The sequence below is a fragment of the Promicromonospora sp. NPDC060204 genome (genome assembly GCF_042728455.1).
Classification (GTDB): Bacteria; Actinomycetota; Actinomycetes; order Actinomycetales; family Cellulomonadaceae; genus Promicromonospora.
In genome coordinates this window covers 1-6969 of the sequence record NZ_JBHWZO010000302.1, presented here as the reverse complement: position 1 = coordinate 6969, position 6969 = coordinate 1, and the positions used below count along the sequence as shown (strand labels likewise).

Sequence of the window (6969 nt, the reverse complement as noted above, 5' to 3'; positions counted from 1 at the left end):
GGGCACGGGACGCCGCCGGGAGGTGGTCAGTCGACCGTGAACCCCTGCTCGTTCCCGTACTCGACGGAGCGCTGCTCCCAGGTCTGCAGGACCTCGGCGAGCGAGCCCTTGCCCGAGGTGTAGAACGGCGTGGCGATGTCGCCGTAGGTGCTCCGCGCCCACTCGAAGAACGGCGGGTACTGCCAGCCGACGGCGGCGATGTTCGACGCCTCCGCGAGCACCTGACCGGTCTTCTGGTCACCGAAGTAGGGGTTCTTCACGTCCTGGAACTCCGGGCTGTCCAGCACCGACTTGTTCGGCACGAACGCGCCGGCGTCGACGCGGGGCTGCAGTCCCTCGCCGTGCGTGAAGTACTCGAGGAACTTGTAGGCCGCCTCCTTGTTGGCAGCGGCCTCCGGGATACCGAACGACGATCCGCCGTTCTCGGCGCCGACCTTCTCGCCCTTCTCCCACTGGGGCATGAGGGCGACCCGGAAGTCGCCGGCGGCGTCCGGCGCCCGCTCGGGCAGCGTCGAGGTGAGCCAGCCGCCCATGTTCTGCGAGGCGAGCGTGCCGTCGTTGAGCGCGCGGTTCCAGTCGTCGGACCAGGCGCTGATCTTCGTGTTGACCAGGTCCTCGTCGATCATCTTCTGCCAGAACGCGACCGCCTTCTGGGTCTCCGGGGCGGAGAAGTCGATGTGCACGGTGGTCCCGTCGACCTCGAACGGACGGCCGCCGGCCTGCCAGATCAGCGAGAGCAGGAAGAAGAGGTCGTTGGTGTCCTGGGTGATGTAGTAGTCGTCGCCCAGGGCCCGGATCTTCTTGGCGTCCTGGTAGTACTCGTCCCAGGTCGCCGGCGCCTCGTCGATCCCCGCCTTGGCGAAGGTCGCCTCGTTCCAGAACATGACGGCCGGCCCGAAGTCCGAGGGCAGGGCGTAGACGCCGTCGCCCATGACGACGTTGTTCCAGGCCGACGGGACGTAGTCGTCCGCCAGCTCGGTCGCGCCCAGCGGTCCGAGGTCGGCGAGCTTGCCCGGGACGGCGAAGTACGGGACCGCGAAGTACTCGAACATCACCAGGTCCGGGACACCCGATCCGGCCTGGATCGCGTTGTCGAGCGCCTGGTACTCGTCGGAGGACGAGCCGGCGTTCACCACCTCGACCTCGATGCCGGGGTTGGCCTTCTCGAAGCCCGGAACCGCGAGCTCGACCGTGCCGTCCCAGCTCCACACCGTGAGCTTCACCGGCTGGTCGGCGCTGCCGCCGCCGGCGCTCGCCGTGGTCCCACCGGCACCCGAGCACGCGGTGAGCGCACCGGCCGTCGCGAGCGCGACACCGACCGTCCACGCCTTGGTAAGAAGCCTCATCACCCTGTCCCTCCTCGTTGAGAGGCTGCGAAATAGTTTCGCAACTTTATCGATCAAGCACGGACTGTAACGACGGCCCGGGCGAGGCGTCAACAGGTTCACGAGGGGCAAATATCTGGATTGACGTCGCCCCGGGCTACCAGTAGCCTCCGAAACACTTTCGACGAAGGGAAACGCCATGGTTGGCCGGCCATCGAAGGAGCGGGCGACGCTCGCCGACGTCGCGCGACACGCCGGGGTCTCCACGAGCACCGCGTCCAAGGCGCTCAACGGGCGCCACGACATCGCCCAGGACACGCGCGAGCGCGTCCTGGAAGCCGTCGCCGCCCTCAGTTACCGACCGACCACCCAGTGGCAGCCGCCGCCCACGCGCACCATCGCCGCCGTCTTCGACGAACTGGCCTCGCCCTACGTCGCCAACGTGCTGGACGGCGTCCTCGCCGCAGCCACGAGCGCCCGCACCAATCTGCTGGTGCGCTCCGCACCCGACCGCGCGGTGCGGGCCACCCGGGCCGCCGCCCGGGCCTGGATGGCGGAGCAGAAGGAGTCCGGCGTGGTCGGCATCGTCGGCATCACGCTGGCCCGACCCAACGCGGTGCTCCAGGCCGCGAAGGAGGTCCGGATGCCGTTCGTGATGATCGACCCGGTCGACCTGGACGATCCCCGGACCGTCAGCGTCGGGTCGGCCAACTGGGCGGGCGGGCGCACGGCGACGGAACACCTGCTGGACCTCGGGCACCGCCGCATCGGCTGGATCGGCGGCCCGGAGGCGTCGGCCGCCGCCCGGGAACGTCTCCACGGCTACCGGGCGGCCCTGGACTCCGCGGGCATCGAGCTGGAGCAGGAGCTGGTACGCAGCGACTCGTTCGCGATCGACACCGGCCTGGTGCACGGCCGCGCGCTGCTCGCCCTGCCCGAGCCGCCGACGGCGATCCTCACCGGCGACGACGAGATCGCCGTCGGCGTCCTCGCCGCGGCGCACGAGCAGGACGTCCCGGTGCCCGAGCGCCTGAGCGTCATCGGCTTCGACGACACGCCCCAGGCCAGCTGGACGACACCGCAGCTCACCTCGGTGCACCAGCCGCTGGCCGGGATGGGCCGGATGGCCGTCGAGACGCTGCTGGCCATGGCGGACGGCGTCCAGCCCGCGTCACGGCACGTCCAGCTCGCCACCAGCCTCACCGTCCGCGACTCGACCGCACCGCCGCCGGACCGCCGCTAGGAGCGGTCGGCGAGCGCGCCGGCGCCTCGACCAGGTCCGCGTCCGACGCGGCCCGGGCGTTGACACCCCGGGAGTTGCCCTCTACTTTATCGATAAATATCAGCGGGGTGGCTGCTCAAGGAAGAGAACCAGTGACCGATCGACTAGGCAGACGCGCGGGCGAGCGTCGACTCACGCACGACGATCCGGGCCGACATGACGGACTCGACCGCACCGCCGGCGGGCGCCTCACCGGTCTCGCCCGCCTCGACGCGCCGCAGGAGCAGCTCCATGATGCGCTCGGCCATCGAGTCGTTGTCGGGGTCCATGGTGGTCAGCCGCGGGATGAGGTACTCCCCCTCCGCGTCGTTGTCGAAGCCGACCACCTGGACGTCCTCCGGTACGCGCAGCCCGACGTCTGCCAGGGCCCGCAGCGCGCCCATGGCCGCCGCGTCGGTCAGCGCGAACGCGCCGTCGAACGGGGTGCCGCCGCGGTGCAGGCGCATGACCGCCTCGTAACCGTCCTTCGTGGTGAACGAGGCGGCGTCCACGACGAGGCGCTCGTCGACCGGCACGCCCGCCTTGGCGTGCGCGCTGCGGTAACCGCGGCTGCGCAGCGTCGCCATGCTGTCGACGCCGGTGTCCGGACGGCCGCCGATCAGGGCGATGCGCCGCGCGCCGTGCTCCAGCAGGTGCGAGACCGCGAGCTCGGCGCCGCCGACGTTGTCCATCATCACGTGGTCGAACGACCCGGCCAGCCGGCGCTCGCCGAGCAGGACCACCGGGACCTCGATGCCGGCCGCCCGCACGTCCGCGGTGTCGATCTGCACCGGGCTGAACACCACGCCCTCGTAGGGCTTCACCCGCTCGGGCGAGATGGCGTCGAGCTCGCCCTCCCTGCTGGCACCGGTCCGCTCGATGATGACGTGGTAGCCCCGCGCGTGCGCCAGCGTGTCCAGCCGCGCCGCCAGGTGCGAGTAGTACGGCCCGTCCAGGTGCGGCACCAGCAGCCCGATGGCGCCGCTGCGGCCCACGCGCAGCTGCCGCGCCGTGGCGTTCATCCGGTAGCCGAGCCGGGCCACCGCGTCGAGCACGCGGGCACGGGTGTCCTCACTAGCTCCCGGCCGCCCGTTGATGACATTCGAGACCGTCATCGTCGAGACGCCTGCTTCATGTGCCACATCGCTCATCTTCACCACGCCGACCATCATGACACCCCGCGTCCGACGGCTGCGTCCGACCGTGCCGGTGTCACCCCGTGGCTCTGATCAAGGAGGATCCGAACCGCCGTGAAGCAGCTCCTGTACTCGAAGAGGCTCGCGCCCTATCTCTTCATCCTTCCCTTCCTCGTGACCCTCGCCGTCTTCTGGGTCGTCCCGCTGGGCCGGTCGTTCGTGATGAGCACCCAGGAGGTGCTCTACGGCCAGGCCACGTTCATCGGGCTCGACAACTACGAGCGGCTCTGGCAGGACCGCATCTTCTGGCAGGCCCTGTTCAACAGCCTGCGCTACATGGTCCTGACCCTCGTGCTGCTCATCCCGATCCCGCTGGCGCTCGCGGCGCTGATCAACTCGAACATCGGCAGCGCACGCATCAAGGGGTTCTTCAAGGCGTCGATGTTCGTGCCCGCGCTGACCTCCGTCGTCGTGGCCGGCATCGTGTTCCGGCTCATCTTCGCGGAGTCCGACACCGCGATCATGAACCAGGTCGCCGAGCTCTTCGGCTTCGGCCCGGTCCGCTGGCTGCGCGGTGACGTCACCGGTCTCGCGGCCCTGCTGGCCATCGCCCTGTGGCGGTGGACCGGCGTGAACATGATGTATTTCCTGGCCGGCATGCAGGCGATCCCGACCGAGTACTACGAGGCGGCCTCCATCGACGGCGCGAGCAGGTTCCGCCAGTTCCTGCACATCACCATCCCGAACCTGCGGCCGACCATCGTCTACGTCGTCACGATCAGCGTCTACGGCGGACTGGCGATGTTCCTCGAGAGCTTCATGCTCTACGCCGGCAACAACTCGCCCAACAACCAGGGCCTCACGGTCGTCGGATACCTCTACCGCAAGGGCATCGAGGAGAACGACCTGGGCTTCGCCTCTGCCGTCGGCGTGGTGCTGCTCGTCATCGTCATGGCGATCAACATCTCCTATCTCGTCGCCAGCGGCACCTTCAAGAAGGAGGCCGCGTGATGGCCGTGCTCCAGGAACAGGACCGGGCGACGACCGCGCCCGCCACCGCCGCCCGACGCCGTCGCGCGCCGTCCGCCGCCGCATGGATCCAGTCGGTCCTCCTCGTCGTGATGGCACTCATCTCCCTCGTCCCGCTGCTGGCCATCTTCGTGGGCACCTTCCAGGACGGGAACGAGGTGATCCGCCGCGGCATGACCTTCGACGTCGACCTCGGCACCCTGAGCCTGGACAACTACGTCCTGCTGTTCACGGACTCGGGGCCGTACTTCCGCTGGTTCGCCAACACGCTCCTGCTGACGGTCGGGCAGGTCGCCGGCACCCTGCTGGTGAGCGCGTTCGTCGCCTACGGCTTCGCGATGTACGAGTTCAGGACCAAGACGCTGTGGTTCATCATGGTGCTCCTGGTCATGACCGTCCCGTTCGAGATGCTCATGCTGCCCCTGTACGTGCAGGTCAACGACATGGGGCTGGCGGACACCTATGTGGTGATCGCGCTCCCGTTCCTCGCCTCGGCCGTGACGATCTTCTTCTTCCGCCAGTACTTCCTGGGCATACCGAAGGAGATCCTCGAGGCCGGGCGCGTGGACGGCGTGAGCGAGTTCGGCATCTTCTTCCGGCTGGTCCTGCCGATCACCAAGCCGGCCATGGCCGCGATGGCGATCCTCAACGGGATGCTCTGCTGGAACAACTTCCTGTGGCCGCTGCTGGTGCTGCGCAGCCCGGAGAAGTTCACGCTGCCGATCGGCCTGAACACGCTCCTGACGCCGTACGGGAACAACTACGAGCTGCTGATCATCGGGGCCTTCTTCTCACTGATCCCCGTCCTCATCCTCTTTCTCGCCTTCCAGCGCTTCTTCATCGAAGGAATCACCGCGGGCGCGGTCAAAGGCTGACCGCACCTCAGACCGAACTTCAGGTCGAACCACAGATCGAACGGAGAACAAACATGACCAGGCTACGGACGACGGTGTCCATGCTGACCGCCGCACTGGCGGTGACCGCGCTCGCCGCGTGCGGCGGGGGCCAGCCCGAGGCACCCGCCAAGAATGCCGACGGCTCCACGACGCTGAACATGTGGACGTTCGCGGACGTGCACGCCACGTACTACGAGGAGATGGCCGAGCGGTGGAACGAGGCCAACCCCGACCAGGAGATCCAGCTCGAGGTCACCGTCTACCCCTACGACGACATGCACAACAAGCTGCAGCTCGCGGTGAACTCCGGTGAAGGCCTGCCGGACGTCGTCGACATCGAGGTCAACAAGTTCGCCAACTTCGTCAAGGGCGACAACCCGCCCCTGCTCGACCTGACGGAGGCTGCGGCCCCGTACAAGGACGACGTCGTCCAGGCCCGCCTCGACCTGTACAGCAAGGACGGCAAGATCTACGGGTTCCCGACGCACGTCGGCGCGTTCACCACGTTCTACAACACGGAGGCGCTCGAGGGCGCCGGCATCGACTACACGACCATCAAGACCTGGGACGACTTCCAGGAGGCCGGGGTCAAGTACCACGACGAGACCGGCAAGGCCTTCGGCGTCGCCAGCACCAGCGTCATGTTCCTCGAGCCGCTCATCACGGCGCAGCTCGGCGGGCAGTACATCGACGCCGAGGGCAACGTGCAGGTCAACAGCCCCGAGGTCGTCGAGGCCCTCTCGATGATGAAGGACATGCAGGACGCCGGCGCGATCTCCACGATCCCCGGCGGGAGCCCCGACTCCGAGGAGGCGTACGGCGCGATCAACGACGGCGACTACGCCGCGATCGTCTACCCCGCCTGGTACACGTCCCGGTTCGTCGACTACATGCCCGACCTCGCCGGCAAGGTGGCCATCGCCCCGGCCCCGGTGCCCGACGACGCCGTCGTGCAGACCATCGGCGGCGGTGGCACCGGGGCGGCCGTCCCGGCCGTCTCGCCGAACAAGGACCTCGCCGCGCAGTGGCTCGCGTTCGCCAAGCTCTCCCCCGAGGCGAACGTCGCCGTGTGGGAGGTGCTGGGCTTCGACCCGGTGAACATGGCCGTCTGGGAGGACGAGGCCGTCACCAAGAACCCGGAGAACAAGTTCAACAAGTACTTCCAGACCAACCTGTTCGACGTGCTGAACGAGGTCAAGGACGGCATCGGGCACTTCGAGTCGTTCAGCGACTGGCCGCGCACGCGCCGGCGACGGCGCTGGCCGTGAACATGCACCACGTCTGGGTCGGCGTGGGCCGCTACCTGCACGAGCGCGGCGACT

6 protein-coding genes are annotated in these 6969 nt (G+C 68.4%); 4 read left to right on the top strand and 2 right to left on the bottom strand.

Going from position 1 to position 6969, the window contains the following annotated elements; all coding sequences use genetic code 11:
* Positions 1-26 precede the first annotated feature (26 nt).
* Entirely contained in the window at positions 27-1346 is a 1320-nt protein-coding gene (locus tag ACFWEJ_RS25525) for an ABC transporter substrate-binding protein (RefSeq protein WP_377231979.1), read from the bottom strand.
* 178 nt (positions 1347-1524) lie between these two features.
* Between ACFWEJ_RS25525 and ACFWEJ_RS25520 the strand changes: the two genes are divergently transcribed.
* Entirely contained in the window at positions 1525-2568 is a 1044-nt protein-coding gene (locus tag ACFWEJ_RS25520) for a LacI family DNA-binding transcriptional regulator (RefSeq protein WP_377231978.1), read from the top strand.
* Positions 2569-2711: 143 nt separating this feature from the next.
* Here the strand turns inward: ACFWEJ_RS25520 and ACFWEJ_RS25515 are convergent, their stop codons facing one another.
* Positions 2712-3728, bottom strand: a complete 1017-nt coding sequence (locus ACFWEJ_RS25515; RefSeq protein WP_377231977.1) for a LacI family DNA-binding transcriptional regulator — start codon at positions 3726-3728, stop codon at positions 2712-2714.
* Positions 3729-3836: 108 nt separating this feature from the next.
* On the opposite strand from ACFWEJ_RS25515, the gene ACFWEJ_RS25510 reads away from it, so the two are divergent.
* From ACFWEJ_RS25510 to ACFWEJ_RS25500, 3 genes are read left to right on the top strand one after another with little or no spacing between them, the layout of a single operon-like run.
* Entirely contained in the window at positions 3837-4733 is an 897-nt protein-coding gene (locus ACFWEJ_RS25510) for a carbohydrate ABC transporter permease (RefSeq protein ID WP_377231976.1), read from the top strand.
* Positions 4733-5626 (top strand): carbohydrate ABC transporter permease, encoded by an 894-nt coding sequence (locus tag ACFWEJ_RS25505; protein WP_377231975.1) that lies wholly within the window; start codon positions 4733-4735, stop codon positions 5624-5626. Before ACFWEJ_RS25510 ends, ACFWEJ_RS25505 begins: the two co-directional genes overlap by 1 nt.
* Before the next feature lie 53 nt (positions 5627-5679).
* Positions 5680-6915, top strand: coding sequence for an ABC transporter substrate-binding protein (locus ACFWEJ_RS25500; RefSeq protein WP_377231974.1), 1236 nt, complete (start codon positions 5680-5682; stop codon positions 6913-6915).
* Positions 6916-6969 lie beyond the last annotated feature (54 nt).